16 protein-coding genes are annotated in these 14,220 nt (G+C 72.6%); 8 read left to right on the top strand and 8 right to left on the bottom strand.

Translation table 11 applies throughout. The annotated features are described in order from the left end of the window. Positions 1 to 74 precede the first annotated feature (74 nt). Entirely contained in the window at positions 75 to 1,064 is a 990-nt protein-coding gene (locus B5M43_RS09865; RefSeq protein ID WP_134745190.1) for a sugar-binding transcriptional regulator, read from the top strand. Positions 1,065 to 1,073: 9 nt separating this feature from the next. On the opposite strand, the gene B5M43_RS09860 is transcribed toward B5M43_RS09865, so the two are convergent. Next, on the bottom strand, positions 1,074 to 2,255 hold the full coding sequence (locus B5M43_RS09860; RefSeq protein WP_134745189.1) for a glutamate--cysteine ligase: 1,182 nt from the start codon (positions 2,253 to 2,255) through the stop codon (positions 1,074 to 1,076). A gap of 195 nt (positions 2,256 to 2,450) precedes the next feature. Here B5M43_RS09860 and rpsP point away from each other — a divergent pair, with 195 nt between their 5' ends. Genes rpsP through trmD form a run of 4 tightly spaced genes read left to right on the top strand, consistent with a single transcriptional unit; the run spans position 2,451 to position 4,360 of the window. After that, positions 2,451 to 2,852 carry a 30S ribosomal protein S16 gene (gene rpsP, locus B5M43_RS09855; protein ID WP_134745188.1) on the top strand — a complete coding sequence of 134 codons (402 nt, stop codon included), beginning with the start codon at positions 2,451 to 2,453 and terminating at the stop codon, positions 2,850 to 2,852. Positions 2,853 to 2,854: 2 nt separating this feature from the next. Continuing rightward, positions 2,855 to 3,085 carry an RNA-binding protein gene (locus tag B5M43_RS09850; RefSeq protein WP_055991111.1) on the top strand — a complete coding sequence of 77 codons (231 nt, stop codon included), beginning with the start codon at positions 2,855 to 2,857 and terminating at the stop codon, positions 3,083 to 3,085. A gap of 2 nt (positions 3,086 to 3,087) precedes the next feature. After that, entirely contained in the window at positions 3,088 to 3,675 is a 588-nt protein-coding gene (rimM, locus tag B5M43_RS09845; RefSeq protein WP_055991114.1) for a ribosome maturation factor RimM, read from the top strand. Positions 3,676 to 3,679: 4 nt separating this feature from the next. Beyond that, on the top strand, positions 3,680 to 4,360 hold the full coding sequence (gene trmD / locus B5M43_RS09840; protein ID WP_134745187.1) for a tRNA (guanosine(37)-N1)-methyltransferase TrmD: 681 nt from the start codon (positions 3,680 to 3,682) through the stop codon (positions 4,358 to 4,360). Positions 4,361 to 4,366: 6 nt separating this feature from the next. On the opposite strand, the gene B5M43_RS09835 is transcribed toward trmD, so the two are convergent. The 5 genes from B5M43_RS09835 to B5M43_RS09815 all read right to left on the bottom strand — a co-directional run bounded on the left by B5M43_RS09835 (position 4,367) and on the right by B5M43_RS09815 (position 11,446). Beyond that, positions 4,367 to 5,677 (bottom strand): HNH endonuclease signature motif containing protein, encoded by a 1,311-nt coding sequence (locus B5M43_RS09835; protein ID WP_134745186.1) that lies wholly within the window; start codon positions 5,675 to 5,677, stop codon positions 4,367 to 4,369. Positions 5,678 to 6,027: 350 nt separating this feature from the next. Then, positions 6,028 to 6,300: a hypothetical protein gene (locus B5M43_RS09830; RefSeq protein WP_134745185.1), complete on the bottom strand. Its 273-nt coding sequence runs from the start codon at positions 6,298 to 6,300 to the stop codon at positions 6,028 to 6,030. A gap of 9 nt (positions 6,301 to 6,309) precedes the next feature. Then, positions 6,310 to 8,487, bottom strand: coding sequence for a molybdopterin oxidoreductase family protein (locus tag B5M43_RS09825; RefSeq protein ID WP_134745184.1), 2,178 nt, complete (start codon positions 8,485 to 8,487; stop codon positions 6,310 to 6,312). Then, positions 8,484 to 10,052, bottom strand: coding sequence for an FAD-dependent oxidoreductase (locus B5M43_RS09820; protein WP_134745183.1), 1,569 nt, complete (start codon positions 10,050 to 10,052; stop codon positions 8,484 to 8,486). Before B5M43_RS09820 ends, B5M43_RS09825 begins: the two co-directional genes overlap by 4 nt. 8 nt (positions 10,053 to 10,060) lie before the next feature. Then, positions 10,061 to 11,446, bottom strand: a complete 1,386-nt coding sequence (locus B5M43_RS09815) for an MFS transporter (RefSeq protein WP_230667918.1) — start codon at positions 11,444 to 11,446, stop codon at positions 10,061 to 10,063. 260 nt (positions 11,447 to 11,706) lie between these two features. On the opposite strand from B5M43_RS09815, the gene B5M43_RS09810 reads away from it, so the two are divergent. The 3 genes from B5M43_RS09810 (at position 11,707) to B5M43_RS09800 (ending at position 13,660) form a co-directional block, all read left to right on the top strand. Beyond that, positions 11,707 to 12,198: a molybdenum cofactor biosynthesis protein B gene (locus B5M43_RS09810; protein WP_055991127.1), complete on the top strand. Its 492-nt coding sequence runs from the start codon at positions 11,707 to 11,709 to the stop codon at positions 12,196 to 12,198. After that, a complete protein-coding gene (locus B5M43_RS09805; protein ID WP_230667915.1) occupies positions 12,195 to 12,653 on the top strand; it encodes a molybdenum cofactor biosynthesis protein MoaE in 459 nt (152 codons plus the stop codon). Before B5M43_RS09810 ends, B5M43_RS09805 begins: the two co-directional genes overlap by 4 nt. Positions 12,654 to 12,799: 146 nt before the next feature. Continuing rightward, positions 12,800 to 13,660, top strand: coding sequence for an NmrA family NAD(P)-binding protein (locus B5M43_RS09800; RefSeq protein WP_055991131.1), 861 nt, complete (start codon positions 12,800 to 12,802; stop codon positions 13,658 to 13,660). Positions 13,661 to 13,702: 42 nt separating this feature from the next. Here the strand turns inward: B5M43_RS09800 and B5M43_RS09795 are convergent, their stop codons facing one another. Further along, positions 13,703 to 13,936, bottom strand: a complete 234-nt coding sequence (locus B5M43_RS09795) for a MoaD/ThiS family protein (RefSeq protein WP_055991480.1) — start codon at positions 13,934 to 13,936, stop codon at positions 13,703 to 13,705. Then, on the bottom strand, positions 13,933 to 14,217 hold the full coding sequence (locus tag B5M43_RS09790) for a DUF6457 domain-containing protein (protein ID WP_055991134.1): 285 nt from the start codon (positions 14,215 to 14,217) through the stop codon (positions 13,933 to 13,935). Before B5M43_RS09790 ends, B5M43_RS09795 begins: the two co-directional genes overlap by 4 nt. Positions 14,218 to 14,220 lie beyond the last annotated feature (3 nt).

Raw genomic sequence — 14,220 nt, 5'->3', positions numbered from 1 at the left:
AGCCAGCATCCGCCCGCGGCGCACATCCGCGCAATTCGAGTGCACAAACGTGCACTCGGGTGCAGAATGGGCCCATGGTGGACCAGATCGAGGTGGCGCCGCGCACGCCGCCGACCGACCGGCGCGCCCTCGCCGCGCACAAGGCCGCGCAGCTCTACTACATGCAGGACATGACGATGGAGGCCATCGCCGCCGAGCTCGCGGTGTCGCGGTCATCCGTGTCCCGCCTGCTCAGTCACGCGCGCGACATCGGCATCGTCGACATCCGGATCACCTCGCCGCTCGAGGGCGGGGTGTCGCTCGAGCGCGAGCTGCGCTCGCGGTTCCGGGTCGCGGCGCACGTCGTGCCGATGCCGGCGAGCGTGAGCGAGATCGAGCGCCTGGAGCGCGTCGCGATCACGGCCGCGCGCCTGCTGACGCAGTTCGTGGACTCCAACATGACCGTGGGGATCGCGTGGGGATCGACGCTCAGTGCGATCAGCAGGCACCTGCCGGCCAAGGAGCTGCACGACGTGACGGTCGTGCAGCTCAACGGCGCGGGCAACGTGCAGACCACGGGAATCGAGTACGCCAGCGAGATCATGCAGCGCTTCGGCGCGGCGTTCGGGGCGCGCGTGCAGCAGTTCCCGGTGCCGGCGTTCTTCGACGATCCCGCGACGCGCGAGGCCATGTGGCGGGAGCGCAGCACGCGGCGCGTGCTCGAGATGCAGGCGCGGATGGATCTCGCGGTGTTCGGCGTCGGCTCTCCCGCGGCGGACGTGCCGAGCCGCGTGTACGCGGGCGGCTATCTCGACCGCGCGGACTACACGAGCCTGGCCGAGGACCGCGCGATCGGCGACGTCGCCACGGTGTTCTTCCGCGCCGACGGCTCGTGGCGCGACATCCGGCTCAACGCCCGCACCACGGGCCCGGGGTTGGACCGGTTGCGTCGCGTGCCGCGGCGCATCTGCATCGCCGCGGGCGTGCACAAGGCGGCCAGCCTGCGCGCCGCGATGGCGGCGGGGCTCGTCACCGACGTCGTGATGGACCAGGGCCTCGCGAGGGAGGTCGTGGAGCTCGGCTGACCGGGGCGCTCAGATGCCGAACGGCGCGGAGAGCGGGTCGATCCTGCTGCGGTCGCGCAGCGTCGGGCCGTTGCGGAACTCGCGCATGAGCATCTTCGCGACCTCCCGCAGGTCGCCGTCCGCGGCCTCCGCGACCGCGATCTGCCGCTGGTAGCTCGCGCCGCGCTCGAGGATGCCGCGGATGCTGGTGAACTCCCGCGCGCATTTGAGCTCGACGGCGATCGGCTCGAGCCGGTCGAGCGTCTCGAGCAGGTGCTGCTGCACCGGCACCTGGGTGCCCTCGCGGTCGACGATCACCTCGGCGTCGAGCCCGTAGCGCGCGGCGCGCCACTTGTTCTCGCGCGTGAACCAGGGCTGGAGCGCGGGCAGCTCACGGCCCTCGTCGATGTCGCGAGAGAACGACTCGACGAGGGTCTGCACGAGGGCCGCGACGGCCGCCAGTTCCGGCAGGGTCGACATCCCGTCGCACGCGCGCACCTCGATCGTCCCCCAGTGCGGAGCGGGGCGGATGTCCCAGCGCACCTCGGTCGCGTCGGCCATCACGCCCGTGCGCGTCATGTCGTCGAGGTACGCCTCGTACTCCGACCAGGACCTGAGCTGCCACGGCAGGCCCGTCGTCGGCAGCTGCTGGAACACCAGCGCCCGGTTCGAGGCGTAGCCGGTGCGCTCGCCGGCCCAGAACGGGCTCGACGCCGACAGCGCCTGCAGGTGCGGGATGTAGCCGGTGAGGGCGTGGATGATCGGGAACACCTTGTTCACGTCCTCGACGCCCACGTGCACGTGGATGCCCCAGATCATCATGTTGCGACCCCACCACTGGGTGCGCTCGATCAGCGCGGCGTAGCGGTTCTTGTCGGTGACGGTCTGCCCGTACCACTTGGCGAAAGGGTGGCTCCCGGCGCACATCAGCTCGATGCCGCGCGGATCGGTCTGCGTGCGCACAGCGTGGATCGCGTCCGAGATGTCGTGGATCGCTGCCTCCACCGTGTCGCCGACGCCGCTCGTGACCTCGACCGTGTTGGTCAGCAGCTCGGCCGTGACCGTGTGGCGCTCGAGCGCGGTCAGCTCCTCGAGGGCCGGCATGATCTCCGGGGCTCGGCCGACCAGATCGCCGGTCTCGCCGTCGGCCAGCATCAGCTCCCACTCGATGCCGACGGTGGAGCGGGCGGAGGGCGCGAACGCGATCGTCATTCGCCCAGTGTCCTGGCCCGGCACGCCAGGGGCAACTTGTACGCGGGGCCCCGCGTCATCTGGCAGAATGGAGGGTCGGACCGGGTGCTCGACCCTCTATCCAGCGCCCAGAGTCCTCCTCTTGAGCTTCCGCCGGTGTGCACCCCACTACCTGGCGACTGGTTCGTCTCGCTTTACACACCACACAGGAGAATCGTGGCTGTCAAGATCCGTCTGAAGCGCCTGGGCAAGATCCGTGCGCCGTACTACCGCATCGTCGTGGCCGACTCGCGCACCAAGCGCGACGGTCGTGTGATCGAGGAGATCGGCAAGTACCACCCGACCGAGGAGCCCTCGTTCATCGAGGTCGACTCGGAGCGTGCGCAGTACTGGCTGTCGGTCGGCGCCCAGCCGACCGAGCAGGTGCGCGCCATCCTCAAGATCACGGGCGACTGGGGCACCTTCAAGGGTGAGAAGGATGCGAAGAGCACCCTGAAGACCCGCGAGGAGAAGGCCGGCTACGTGGCCGACTCGTCGAAGAAGTCGGTCGTCAAGCCCAAGGTCGAGAAGAAGGCCGAGGAGCCCGCCGAGGCTCCGGCCGTCGAGGCCGCCGAGTAATCGTGCTGGCCGCCGCGCTCGAGCACCTCGTCAAGGGGATCGTGGATCACCCCGACGACGTGCGCATCGACTCGTCCACCTCGCCTCGCGGGGACGTGCTGGAAGTGCACGTCCACGCGGACGACCGTGGGCGCGTCATCGGGCGCGGCGGCCGTACCGCGAAGGCCATCCGCACGCTCGTGTCGGCCCTGGCGGACGGTCGTCGCGTGCGCGTCGACGTCGCGGACGACTGATCGTGGCCGCAGGAAAGCCCGCCAAGAACCAGCTTCGCGTCGGCCGCCTCGTCAAGGCCCACGGCCTCAAGGGCGCGCTCAAGCTGGAGCTGTACACCGACGACCCCGACGGCCGGTTCACGCCCGGGGCGACGTTCACCCTGCAGGTGCCTGAGCACTCGCAGTGGCACGGCAAGACCATCACCGTGCGGGAGTTCCGCTGGATGAACCAGCACCCCGTCGTCTTCTTCGAGGGCGTCGACGACCGCAACGCGGCCGACACCCTCGTGCGCGCCATCCTGTGGATCGACCAGGATGAGGACGCGCCCGCCGAGCCCGACGCCTGGTACGACCACCAGCTGGTGGGTCTGGACGTCGTGCGCGACGGCGTCGTCGTCGGAAAGGTCGCGCGGGTCGACCACTTCCCGGCGCAGGACCTGCTCGTGGTCCGCGCCGGCGAGGACGAAGTGCTCGTGCCGTTCGTCTCGGCCATCGTGCCCGAGGTCGACATCGAGGGCGGCCGCGTCGTCGTGACGCCGCCCGCCGGTCTGTTCGAGGAGCTGCCCGAGCCCGAGACGCCCGAGGCGGAGACGCCCGCGTCCGAGGACTGACCCGATGCGCATCGACATCGTCACGATCTTCCCGGCGTTCTTCGATGTGCTCGACGTCTCGCTGATCGGAAAGGCCCGTGAGAAGGGCCTGCTCGACCTGCGCGTGCACGACCTGCGCGACTGGACCCACGACCGCCACCGCACGGTCGACGACACGCCCTACGGCGGCGGCGCCGGCATGGTCATGAAGCCGGAGCCCTGGGGTGAGGCGCTCGACGAGATCCTCGAGGACGACGCCGTGCTGGTGGTTCCGACGCCCTCGGGCGAGGTCTTCTCGCAGCCGATGGCGCGTGAGCTGGCGCAGGAGTCGCAGCTCGTTTTCGCGTGCGGCCGGTATGAGGGCATCGATCAGCGCGTGATCGACCACTACGCGTCGCGGGGCCGGGTGCGCCTCGTGAGCATCGGCGACTACGTGCTCAACGGCGGCGAGGTCGCCGCCATGGCCATGATCGAGGCCGTCACGCGGCTCGTGCCGGGCTTCATGGGAAACCCCGAGAGCCTGCTCGAGGAGTCGCACGAGGACGGCCTTCTCGAATACCCGATCTACACCAAGCCCGCCGTCTGGCGCGGGCTGGAGGTGCCGCCCGTGCTGCTCAGCGGCAACCACGGCGCGGTCGCCGCCTGGCGCCGCGAACAGAGCCTCGAGCGCACCCGCGAGCGTCGCCCCGACCTGCTGGCTGACTGACTGACGTCAGAAGGGCGGCGGGTCTGCGCCGAAGTCGGCGCGCGCGATCTCCGCGGACGCTTCGAACCGGACGACCGGTGTGGGTTTGTGCTTGACGGCCCTGCCGGTGGGGCTGATGACCTCGATGACGCCGCCGGGCCCGTGACGGAAGTCCCAGGCGGAGTTGTGTTTCAACACGTGGTGGGCCCGGCAGAGGTTGGCGAGGTTGCGGACGGTGGTGGGGCCGCCGTGGGAGTACGGGATGGTGTGGTCGTCTTCGCAGCGGACCGCCGGTTGCCGGCAGCCGGGGAAGCGGCAGTGCTCGTCCCGGGCGATGAGGAAGCGCCGCTGCGCCTTGCTCGGCGTGTAGGTGTCGACGGTCTTCAGGCACCCGGTGTCGGGGTCGGTGAACAGGCGCGTCCACTTGGCGGCCTCGCCGGCCAGGCGGCGGGCCGCTTCGGCGGGGATGGGTCCGTAGCCCGCGAGGAACGCGGACTCGTCGCCGACGCCGGTGAGGGTCTGCCACGGGACGGTGACCTGCACGGTCGCCTTGATCTGCGTCAGGGCATCCCCGCCGTGCTGGTCGATCAGCTCCGCGGTCGGCAGGCCGGCGAGGGCGATCTCAGCGAACACGTCCGCCCGGATCTGATCCAACGTCCGCTCGTCGCCCTCGCCCTTGGTGCGGTAGATCGTGCGGGCCATCTGAGTGACCCGGTCATGCATCGCGTACACCGTCACCGCCGGACCGATGTACGTCAACTCGCCCATGCCGTCCGGCAGCGGCGCCACCCGCACGGAGCGGTCGGCCATGGCCTCCTCGTGCCGCTCCTCCAACGGGAGGGGCTCGATGTCGTCCGCGAGCTTCCGTGCGACGGACCCGAGCTGCCCGGCGGTGAGCTTCTCGGCTCGCGGGAGGATGATCCGCTCGAACTCCGCCCGGGCGTCGTCATCCTCCAGCCGTGAGCCGGCGTCGACGATCGCGCGGACATGGGCCTCGCTGATCCGGCCTTCCTCGAACAGGGCGAACGTGGCCGGGAACCCGTCGACGAGGTCGACCGCCCACTCCATCCGGGCCCGGATCGTGCGGTCTGACGTCCGCCCGGCGACCGCGAACTCCGCGGCCATGGACCTCAGCGGGTGCTCGAACTCCGAACCCGTCCCACCCCGGCGGGTCTGGGCTTCGGCGATCGCGCGGCCCTCGGCGAGGATCCGCGCCTGCCGGGCATGGGCCTGGGCGATGATGACCTGCTGCTCCAGGTAGCCGTCGACGAGCTCTGACGTGCGGGCGCGTTCGGTCGGGGTGGGAGCCCACCGGGTCGAAGTCGCCTGTGCCGTCATGGCCCGATTCTCCTCCGGGCCACCGACATTCACCGGGCCGGAAAGCACAGATCAGCGATTCAAACCGAATCTGTGGAGAAGTCCTCGGGGCGGTGCCCTGTGGACGAGCGGTGGGCTGGTCGGCAGAGAGGGTTCGGACACGTTTCGACTCCGGCGCTGGCGCGCCTCCGCTCAACGACCACAGGGTGGGGGCGGCGCTGGCGCTCGCTTCGCTCAAGGCCCGGAGGGGTGGGCCGGCGTTGGCGCTCGCTTCGCTCAACGACCGAAAGGGGGAGCCGGTCTCGACGGGCAGACTCGCGGCGTAGTGGGCGGGCATTCCGGGAGGTCGAGATGAATGCCAAGCGGACCCTTCAGAAGGTGGCGGTCGCCTGCGTCGCCGTGGCCGGGGCGGTCGTCCTGTTCGCGCCCGCATACTCGACGGCGAGCATCGGCGCCGACGGGGTCGAGCGGGCCGGCAGCGCCTCGGTGCTGCAGCACGTCGGTCCCTGGACGCTGCTGCTCGTGCTGATCCCCGCGGCGATCGCCGCCGTGCCGCTGGTCGCGGCGCCGCGGGCGTGGCAGTCGTCCACGATCGTCTCGGCGTCCCTGATGGTGGCGTGGGGCATCGTGGGCGCGGCGAGCATCGGCGTCCTCTACTGGCCGGCCATCCTGTGCTCGGTCGCGTCGGTGTTCGCGCCTACGCGGGTCACCACGCGGGTCAGGGTCACCACGGCGTTCTTGAACTCCGGCATCGACGAGATGGGATCGAGTCGGTCGCTCGTCAGCAGGTTCGCGCTCGCGCCGTCGGGGAAGTGGAACGGGAGGAACACGGTGTCGGGCCGGATGTCCGAGCTCACGCCCACGCGGGCCTCGACGGCGCCGCGCCGGTTCTCCAGCCGCACGAGGTCGCCGTCGGCGACGCCGCGATCGCGGGCGGTCGCGGGATGCAGCTGGGCCACGAGCTCGGGACGGGCGTCGTTGAGCTCCGGCACCCGGCGGGTCTGGGCGCCCGACTGGTAGTGCTCGAGCAGCCGACCGGTGATGAGGCTCAGCTCGCCGCCGTGCGGCGTCTCGGGGGAGTAGGAGCGGACCGCCACGAGCCGTGCGCGGCCGTCCGCGTGCGCGAACCGGTCGGCGAACAGCCGCGGCGTGCCGATCCCTCCCGGCGGGTACGGCCAGTGGGCGCCGACGCCCTCCGCCTCGAGCGCGTCCAGCGTCGCGTGGCTGAGGCCGGAGTAGTCGGCGAGCCCGCCCGCCGAAGCGCGCGCCAGCTCGTCGAACACCAGCGACGGATCCAGGTCCCACGTGCCCGGGGCGTCGAACCGGCGGGCGAGCTCGGCCATGATCCACAGCTCGCTGCGCGGCCCCGCGGGCGGCTCGAGGGCGCGGCGCCGGCGCAGCACGCGGCCCTCGAGGTTGGTCATCGTGCCGTCCTCCTCGGCCCACTGCAGCACGGGCAGCACGACGTGGGCCAGGCGCGCGGTCTCGGACAGGAAGAAGTCGCTCACGACGAGCAGGTCGAGGCGCGCGAGCGCGTCGCGCACCGACTGCACGTTGGGCGAGGACACCACGACGTTCGAGCCGTGCACCAGCAGCGCCCGCACGCCGCCGGGGCGGCCGCAGCTCTGCAGCAGCTGCACGGCGGGGATCCCGGGCCCGGGGATGATTGCCGGGTCGACGCCCCACACGGCCGCGACGTACTCGCGAGCGGCCGGGTCGTCGATCTTGCGGTAGCCCGGCAGCTGGTCGGACTTCTGACCGTGCTCGCGGCCGCCCTGCCCGTTGCCCTGGCCCGTCAGCGTGCCGTAGCCGCTGCCCGGAGTGCCGGGCAGCCCCAGCAGCAGCGCGAGGTTGATCGCGGCGGTGGCGGTGTCGGTGCCGTCGGCGTGCTGCTCGACGCCCCGCCCCGTGAGGATGTACGTCGATCCGGACGCCGCGAGCCGCCGCGCGAGCGACCGGATCGCCGCGGCCGGCACGCCCGTGACCTGCTCGGCGCGCTCGGGCCACCACATCGAGACCGAGCGGCGCAGCGCTTCGAAGCCGCGTGTGCGTCGGTTCACGTAGTCAGCGTCGAAGAGACCCTCGGCGATCACGACGTGGATCAGGCCGAGCAGGAGGGCGAGGTCGCTGCCCGGCACGGGCTGCACGTGCTGGCCCGCGCCGTCCGCCGTGAGCCGGGCGGTCGTGCTGCGACGCGGATCCACGACGATCAAGCCGCCGCGCGCCCGCGCGCCCTGCAGGTGCGACACGAACGGCGGCATGGTGTCGCCCACGTTCGAGCCGAGCATCAGGATGGTCTCAGCCGTGTCCAGGTCCGTGAGCGGGAACGGCAGCCCGCGGTCCACGCCGAACGCGCGGTTCGCGGCGGCCGCGGCCGACGACATGCAGAACCGGCCGTTGTAGTCGATCCGGGACGTGCGCAGCGCGATGCGGGCGAACTTGCCGAGCTGATACGCCTTCTCGTTCGTGAGGCCGCCGCCGCCGAAGATCCCGACCGCGTCGGCGCCGCTCTCCCGCTGGATCGCGCGGAGGCGCTCCGCGATGAGGTCGAGGGCCTCGTCCCACGTGGCCGGGTGCAGCTCGCCGTCCGCGCCGCGCACGAGCGGGGACGTGAGCCGGTCGGGCGCGGCGAGCAGCTCGTTCGAGCTCCAGCCCTTGCGGCACAGGCCGCCGCGGTTCGTGGGGAACTCGCGCCCCTCGACCGACACCGGCAGCCGCTCGCCGGGCGTCGGCGTGAGGGTCATGGCGCACTGCAGCGCGCAGTACGGGCAGTGGGTCGCGGCCGTCTGCGCGGGGGCGGACGGCGCATCGGTCAGCGAAGCGGGCGTCATGCGGGCGCCACCTCGCGGGCCGAGATGAGCTCGGCGATCCGCGCGCGGCAGCCGCCGCAGCCGGTGCCGGCGCGCGTGCACCGGCCCACATCCGCCACGGTCTCGCAGCCGTCGTCGACCGCGTCCTCGATCGCCCCGGCCGTGACCCCGTTGCACACGCACACCGTGGCGTCGCGCCCGGTCGCGATCGGGCCCTGGTCCTCGTCCGCGTCGAGGCGCAGCAGCAGGGATCGGTCGGCCGGCAGCTCGCCCGCACGCGCGTACAGAACGCTCAGCTCCGCGGCGGTGCGTGGCATCCCGACCGACACGAAGCCCGTGAGGACGCCGTCGCGGCTGACCATCTTCACGTACGTGCCGTGCTGCGGGTCGGCCCACATCGCCACGCCCGGGGCGGTCTCTCCCGCGGGAACGGGGGCGAACGGGTCGGCCGACACGTCGCCCGCCGAGACCAGGTCCACCTGCTCCGCCTTGAGCGCCACGACGCCCGGCACGTCCTCCGCGAACGGCATCGCCTCCAGGCCGTCGAGCTCGGCGCGCAGCGCACGCGCGAGCCATTCGGCCTGGCGCCAGCCGGGGCCGATCAGGCCGCTGGGCCCGCCCGGCACGTGCGCTTCGTGCAGCAGCGTGGGGTCGCCGCCGTGCTCGAACACGTGCGCGCAGTCGCCGATCGCGTGGATGTCCGGGTCCGTCCACGAGCGCAGGCGCGCGTCGACGAGCACGCCGCGGTCGACGCGCAGCCCGGCCGTCTCGGCGAGCTCGGTGCGCGCCCGCACGCCGCACGACAGCACGAGCAGGTCGCCCTCGATGCGGCGGCCGTCCGAGCTCACGAGCGCACGGAAGCGGCGCACGCCGTCGCCTTCATCCCGCGCGATGATCGCCTCCGCGCGCGTGTGCGGCACGACGTGGACGCCGGCGGTCTCGAGCGCCGCCGCGAGCACCGAGGCCGATCCGCGGTCGAGCTGACGCGGCATCGGCATGGGGCCGAAATGCGCGACCTGCGGGACGGCGCCCGCGCGCGCGAGCAGAAGGGCCAGCTCGATCCCGAGCACCCCGGCGCCCAGCACGACCACGCGGCCGCCCGTCGCGACCACGCCGCGCACGTGCTCGGCGTCCTCGGGGGTGCGCAGCACGCACACACCCGAGGTCAGGGCGAGATCGAGGCCGGAGTCGTCCGGTCCCAGGTGCTCCAGCCCGTCGAGCGTCGGCACGATCGCACGCGCGCCCGTGGCGAGCACGACGCGGTCGTACGCGAGGCGGCGCCCGTCGCTCAGCTCGACCTCCCGTGCGCCGCGATCCAGCGATGTCGCGCGCACGCCGGTGACGACGTCGGCGCCGGCGGCGCGCAGCTCGGACAGATCGGCGATCGCGAGGTCGTCGCGCTCCAGCTCGCCCGTGGCGTACTCCGCGACCAGCACGCGGTTGTACGGCTCGTGCGTCTCGGCGCCGACGATCGTCAGCGTGACGCGTCCCGTCGCGATCTCGGGGAGCAGCTCCTCCGCGAAGCGCACGCCGACCGGGCCGAGCCCGATGAGCACGACCCGGAGGGCGGGGGAGTCCTGGAACATCCGGCCCCTCAGATCCGGTGACCGGCGAGCGAGGCCCGCGGCACGATGTACACGACGGCCGTGATGGTCATGAGCACGGCGTAGGCGGCCACGAAGCCCCAGAACGCCGCGACGTAGCCGCCGGTCGCCGCGTGCGACGCGTTCAGCACCTGCGGGATCACGAAGCCGCCGTAGGCGCCGATCGCCGAGATCAGGCCCAGCGCGGCCGCGCCCTGGCGCTGCGTGCTGACGGCGTGCGGGTCGCCCGCGGTCGCCGCGCCACGCGCCGCGAAGATGCTCGGGATCATCCGGTACGTCGCGCCGTTGCCCATGCCCGTGGCGACGAACAGCAGCAGGAAGCAGCCCAGGAACACCCAGAAGCTGCCGAGCGGCAGGGTCAGGATGAGCGACAGCGCGCCGAGGATCATGACGCCGAACGCCGCGACCGTCATCCGCGCCCCGCCGAAGCGGTCCGCGAGCTTGCCGCCGTACGGGCGGGCGAGGGACCCGACGAGCGCGCCCATGAACGCCAGCGACAGCGACGCCCCGGCCACCTGGAAGGTCGAGAACTCGGGGAACTGGTCGGCGATCAGCTTGGGGAACACGCCCGCGAAGCCGATGAACGAGCCGAACGTGCCGATGTACAGCACGGCCATGATCCACAGGTGCGGCTCGCGCAGGGCGGACGCGGCGCCCGCGAAGTCCGCCTTGGCGGAGGACAGGTTGTCCATGAAGCGGTACGCGCCCCACATCGCGACGAGGATCAGCGGGATCCACATCCAGCCCGCGAGCTGGATGTTGAAGGTGCCGGCCGCGCCGAGCGTGACCGCGATGGGCACGAGCAGCTGCGCGATCGCGGTGCCGATGTTGCCGCCGGCCGCGTTGAGGCCGAGCGCCCAGCCCTTCTCGCGCTGCGGGAAGAAGTACGTGATGTTGGCCATCGAGCTGGCGAAGTTGCCGCCACCCACGCCGCCGAGCGCGGCGATCAGCAGCAGCACGCCGAACGGCGTCTCGGGGTTCTGCACCGCGAAGCCGAGCGCCGTGGCGGGGATGAGCAGCAGCGCGGCCGACACGATGGTCCAGTTGCGGCCGCCGAACGTCGCGACCGCGAACGTGTACGGGAAGCGCAGCGTGGCGCCGACGAGGCTGGGCAGCGAGATCAGCCAGAACGACTCGGTGGTCGTGAGCGTGAATCCGGCGTTCGGCAGCATCACGACGACGATGCTCCAGAGCTGCCAGATGATGAAGCCGAGGAACTCGGCGAAGATCGACCAGCCCAGGTTGCGGCGGGCGATCGCACGGCCCTGCGACGCCCAGAACGCGGCGTCCTCGGGGTTCCAGCCGTCGATCCAGGCGGACGGGGCGGTGCCCGATGCGGTGATGCTGGGTGCGGTGGAGCTGAGCGGCGTGGCCATGGCGACTCCTCGGAGGTCAGCGGATGCGGGGGACATCGGGTGGGGCGATTCCGACCGTAGGGCGGGCGTGTTTCGGCGCCGCGCGTGCGCCCGTTACCTCTCCATCACCGTTCGATCACCGCCCGGGCGCAGGTCGGTTGAGGGCTTCGTCACACGCCGGAAACATCGCGCCCCGGTGGCCGGCCGGAGGGTGCGGCTCCGGGAGCCGAGAGGTCTCGGCGAGCGGAGCCGGCCGGCGCCGGGGTCCTTAGACTCGGAGCATGGATGATGCCGGGAAGCCGCCGCGCGCCGCGGTGATCACGGTGAGCGACCGCTCCGCGCGGGGCGAGCGCGAAGATCTGTCCGGGCCCGAGGCGGTCGCGGCGCTGCGCGTCGCGGGCTTCGACTGCGACGACGCCGTGGTGGTGCCCGACGGCGCCGAGAGCGTCGAGCGCGCGCTGGCCGCCATGATCGCGGCCGGGGCGGGCGTCATCGTCACGACGGGCGGCACCGGGCTCGGTCCGAGGGACCAGACGCCCGAGGGCACGCTGCGCGTGATCCAGCGCGAGGTGCCGGGCATCGCCGAGGAGCTGCGGCGGATCGGTGCGGCCGAGAAGCCCGCGGGGATGCTGTCCCGCGGCGTCGCGGGCGTCGCGCACGGCACGCTCATCGTGAACCTGCCGGGCTCGCCCGCGGCCGTGCGAAGCGGCATGCCCGTCGTGGTGTCGATCGCCCGTCACGCCGCCTCGCAGCTCGCCGGGGAGGACCATTGAGCGCCGGCACAGAGGACGCTCTCGCGGCGGAGACCGTGCGGATCGCGCGGATCTCGGCCACGCCGATCCGGCTGGACGAGCACGTCGCCGCGATCGACGACCCGCGGATGGGCGCCGAGACCTCGTTCGTGGGGCGCGTGCGCGATCACGATCCGGATGCGCGCGGCGCGGTCTCGGCGCTGGAGTACACGTCCCACCCCGACGCGGAGGCCACGCTGCACGCGATCGCGCTGCGCGCGGGGGAGGCCCACGGCGCGATCGTCGCCGTGAGCCATCGCATCGGCCGTCTGGAGGTGGGCGAGGCGGCGGTCGTGATCGCGGTCGCCGCGCCGCACCGCGCCGAGGCCTTCGCCGTCTGTCGCGAGGTCATCGAGGACATCAAGCGCGAGCTCCCGATCTGGAAGCGGCAGATCGAGGCCGACGGCACGGCGGAGTGGAAGGGCCTCGGCGGCTGAGCGCGCCCGGCGCGAGAATGCATTCCTGAGGGATCGGAAAGAAAGCCGAATCCTTCTGCGGTGTGTCGGTTGATTCGCGTCGCGCACCGGCGCATTCTCGGAATCAGCCGGCCTCAGAGGTGAGTCGGCGGAGACGGAGGACCCGAATGTCCATCGCAGTCACGGGAGCCAGCGGACGGCTCGGCTCGTACATCATCGACGCCCTCGTCGAGCGCGGCGTCTCGCCCACCGACATCGTCGCCATCACCCGCACGCCCGAGGGGGTGCGGTTCCGGGACCGCGCCGTCACCGTGCGGCAGGCCGACTACGACGATCCGGCCTCACTCGACCTCGCCTTCCGCGGCGTCGAGCGGCTCATGCTCGTGGCGGGCACCGAGATCGGCCGGCGTCTCGGCCAGCACCGCAACGTGATCGCGGCCGCCGAGCGGGCCTGGGTGGGGTGCATCGTCTACACGAGCATGCTCGGCGCGGACACCGCCGGGCTGACCCTGGCCGAGGAGCACCGCGAGACCGAGGCGGCACTGCGGCAGACCCGCATCCCCACGACGTTCCTCCGCAATGGCCTCTACCTCGACACGTTCATGGAGCAGGCCCCGCAGCATGTGGCGCGCGGCGAGGTGCTGGGCGGCCCGGGCCGGATCGCCGCCGCGCATCGCCGCGACTACGCCGACGCCGCCGCGGCGGCCGTGCTCACGCCGTGGGCCGGGCGGGTCTACGAGCTGGGCGGAAGCCCGTTCACGCTCGAGGAGTACGCGCGCGAGCTCTCCCGCGTCTCCGGCAAGGACGTGGCCTACCGGCCGCTGCAGGGGGACGCGCTGCGCGCCGCCCTGGTCGCGCAGGGCATGACGGAGACCGAGGCCGTGCTGGCCGTGGAGCTCGACGAGGCCGCGGCGCGCGGTGCGCTCGACACCGACTCCACCGAGCTGGTGGAGCTCAGCGGCCGTCGCCCGACCACGCTCTCGGACGCCGTGCGCCAGGCGCTCGCGCCGCAGGTCGCGGCTGCCTGACCGCGGGGGCCGGCTGACCGCCGGACCGCCTGACCTCCCGGCTCAGCCTCCCGCGAACGGCGGCAGCACGTCGACCGTCGCGCCGGCGGCGAGCGGCGCGTCGTCGTCGCGACGCTCGCCGTCGACGAGGACAGCGCACCGCGGCAGAATGCCCGCGAGCGCCGGATGCTCGGCGATCAGCGCGGCGCGGAGCGCGCCGAGCGTGGCCTCGGTCCGCTGCTCCTCGGCGCGGCCGGCGGCCTCCTCCGCCGCGGCGAAGAAGCGGACCCGGCTCACGCCGGCTCCCCGCCGGTGCGCGAGCGCCACGCGTGCGCGAGCTCCGTGACGTCCGCGACCGCCTGGGCGATGTCGTCGGGAGAGCCGCCTGCGCGGCCCGCCGCGAGACCCGCGAGGAACGCGGTCAGCGGGGCGGCCGGGCGAGCGACGCCGTGCGCGACGTCGCGTGCGAGGTCGAGGATCAGCGTGACCGGGACGTCGTCGGGCGACAGCCCGAGGGTCTCGCTCGCCGCGCGGGCCCACTCGTCGAGCGCCTCGGGGGGAAGCGTGCGATCGCTCATCGT

It is taken from the genome of Microbacterium sp. MEC084 (assembly GCF_004514465.2).
Lineage (GTDB): Bacteria > Actinomycetota > Actinomycetes > Actinomycetales > Microbacteriaceae > Microbacterium.
This window is presented reverse-complemented; position numbering and strand designations above follow the sequence as displayed.

Bases quoted from the DNA above. Each gene is read 5' to 3' on its own strand.
- B5M43_RS09810 (WP_055991127.1), top strand. From the start codon at position 11,707: ATGGATGATGCCGGGAAGCCGCCGCGCGCCGCGGTGATCACGGTGAGC.
- B5M43_RS09865 (WP_134745190.1), top strand. From the start codon at position 75: ATGGTGGACCAGATCGAGGTGGCGCCGCGCACGCCGCCGACCGACCGG.
- trmD (WP_134745187.1), top strand. From the start codon at position 3,680: ATGCGCATCGACATCGTCACGATCTTCCCGGCGTTCTTCGATGTGCTC.
- B5M43_RS09800 (WP_055991131.1), top strand. From the start codon at position 12,800: ATGTCCATCGCAGTCACGGGAGCCAGCGGACGGCTCGGCTCGTACATC.
- B5M43_RS09825 (WP_134745184.1), bottom strand. From the start codon at position 8,487: ATGACGCCCGCTTCGCTGACCGATGCGCCGTCCGCCCCCGCGCAGACG.
- B5M43_RS09830 (WP_134745185.1), bottom strand. From the start codon at position 6,300: ATGCTCGCCGCGCCCACGATGCCCCACGCCACCATCAGGGACGCCGAG.
- B5M43_RS09790 (WP_055991134.1), bottom strand. From the start codon at position 14,217: ATGAGCGATCGCACGCTTCCCCCCGAGGCGCTCGACGAGTGGGCCCGC.
- B5M43_RS09820 (WP_134745183.1), bottom strand. From the start codon at position 10,052: ATGTTCCAGGACTCCCCCGCCCTCCGGGTCGTGCTCATCGGGCTCGGC.
- B5M43_RS09860 (WP_134745189.1), bottom strand. From the start codon at position 2,255: ATGACGATCGCGTTCGCGCCCTCCGCCCGCTCCACCGTCGGCATCGAG.
- B5M43_RS09815 (WP_230667918.1), bottom strand. From the start codon at position 11,446: ATGGCCACGCCGCTCAGCTCCACCGCACCCAGCATCACCGCATCGGGC.
- B5M43_RS09835 (WP_134745186.1), bottom strand. From the start codon at position 5,677: ATGACGGCACAGGCGACTTCGACCCGGTGGGCTCCCACCCCGACCGAA.